1 protein-coding gene and 1 pseudogene are annotated in these 2,137 nt (G+C 69.2%); both read left to right on the forward strand.

Annotated features, from left to right (window positions below; all coding sequences use genetic code 11):
• The first annotated feature begins 111 nt into the window (after positions 1-111).
• Positions 112-1,608: an SCO6880 family protein gene (locus G6018_RS08640; protein WP_182639396.1), complete on the forward strand. Its 1,497-nt coding sequence runs from the start codon at positions 112-114 to the stop codon at positions 1,606-1,608.
• A pseudogene (locus tag G6018_RS08645) lies at positions 1,608-2,137 on the forward strand (ATP/GTP-binding protein); the annotation flags it as partial. The gene G6018_RS08640 and the pseudogene G6018_RS08645, both read left to right, overlap by 1 nt.

The raw sequence follows: 2,137 nt of genomic DNA on the forward strand, positions 1-2,137 counted from the left end.
GGCAGCTCAGACAACGGCTCGAGCGACACAGACGACCGAGCAGATGATCGACGGTGCGCTGGCAGCTCACCCAACACCCCACCACTACCGCTGACGGCAAGGAGATAGCTGGTGTCTGCATCAGGTGAGCAGGCGGACCTTCGGCTCTACACGCTCGGTGAGAAGTCGCAGCGCACCGGCATGTTCGGCCTGCCGCTGCGGGCCACGATCATCGCCGGGATCGCCTTCATCGCGGCGATGTTGGTGCTGATGCAGGGCGGACTAGGCGCGGGAGCGCTCATTGCGGTGCTGGCGGTGGCGTACCTGGCCCCGGCAGTACTGCGTATCGGTAATCGAACTCTCTACGAGGTGGCTCAAATGCGTTGGCAATTCTGGCGGGCACAGGCCGCTGGTTCCACGGTGTACCGGTCCGGGCCGAACTCGCGGGTACCGGGAGGCCGATACCGGCTGCCCGGCGCCCTGGCCAAGACCGAGCTGCACGTCGGCCGCGACGTGGCCGGCAACGATTTCGCGCTCATCCGAGACCGCGCGCTCAACCAGTACACCGTCCTGTTGGACGCGGCCTCACGCGGCCAGGAGCCGCTGACGGTGGCCGACCGCAACGACATGACCGCCGAATGGGGCGCCTGGCTCGCCGAGCTGTCCCTCAACGACGACGTCGTGGCGGCCACCGTGACCGTCGAGTCGTACCCGACGACCGGGCAGGACCTCATCGCCGCGGTGAAGGACTCGGTCAGCGAGTCCACCCCGGAGATCGCCCGCCGCATCCAGGCAGAGTCGGCGGTGGAGTTCGCTCGCGGCAAGCTCGTCACGCGGTCATGGATCGCGGTCACCTTCAAGGCAGCCACCGCGATGCAGCGCAAGGACCCCGAGGCGATGGCCACCGATCTGGGTTTCCGGCTGCCCGGGCTGTACCAGCGGCTCGAGTACGCGGGAGTGTCCGCCACACCAATGAACCCGGAGGACGCGATCGGGCTGGCGCTGCGTTGCTACCGCCCCGACCTGGAGGAGACCATCAACAGCGCTCGCCTGTCTGGCGAGCCGCTCGGAGTGGACTGGGACGACGCCGGCCCGGCCGAGGCTGTGGCGAAGTGGAATCACTACCGCCACGAAGACTGGGTGTCCCGCTCGTTCGAGATGGCCGCCCCGCCGGCCGCCGCGTTCCCGGACCACGTCCTGCGGCCCCTGTTGGAGCCGAAGTCAGACATTCCCCGCAAGCGCGTGACGCTGATCTACCGCCCGATCGCCGCCGGGGACGGGGTGAGGCAGGTCGAGAAGGAGCACACCGACGCGGTCAACGCTGCGAACAAGACCCGCTCGATCGGCAAGGCCTCTGCCGGCCTGCGCCTGGAACGCACCGAGGCCGCACGGCAAGCGCTGGCCCGAGGCGGCCAGCTCGGCGAGTACTCGCTGCTGGTGACGCTCACCCTGCGCAACCCTGAACTGCTCGACCAGGGCTCGGCGATCATCGGCCAGCTCGGCAACCGGTCTCAGCTTCGGCTGCACGCCACCAACGGCCAGCAGGATGCGGCGTTCGCCGCCGCGCTGGGTCTGGGCGTGCTGCTCGATCAGAAGTCCACGATTTCCTCGTTTGCGAAGGCGGAGTGATGGCCAGGCGCACCAAGACCCCCGTCGGGCCGGCCGAGCTGGAAGAGCTACACGCCCGTATCACCGCCGGCGATCAGCTCCCTCCCTGGCCGCACACACGAACCGGCCGCGCGTACAAGCGGTGGTGCGACGAGCACCCCGACCGGGCCGAGCAGGCGCGCACCGCCCGCCAGGCACCGCAGCTCCGCTACGGAAAGCCCCGGTTCACTAATCGCTACGCCTCCCTCGACGGCCGCGGCTTCAAGGGCGCGTTCTCGGGGCGGATGGCAGTGGTCTCCGCCCCGGCCGCCACCCAGACCTCCACCAACTACGGCTGTGGCTTCAACCCGTGGGTGGTCGGGGCGACCGCCCCGGCGGTCGGCGTCCCTCTGGGGGTTCACGCACAGACCGGCCAGGACGTCTCCGGCGACGTGTTGTCGTGGTTCCGCGCCGGCATCATCGGCAACCCGTCGGCGTTCGTGCTCTCCTTGCCCGGGCTGGGCAAGTCCACGATCATCCGCAAGCAGTTCATCGGCGCGGTCGCCCAGGG

Origin of the sequence: Dietzia sp. DQ11-44 (assembly GCF_014145205.1) — a bacterium.
GTDB classification, from domain to species: Bacteria; Actinomycetota; Actinomycetes; order Mycobacteriales; family Mycobacteriaceae; genus Dietzia; species Dietzia natronolimnaea.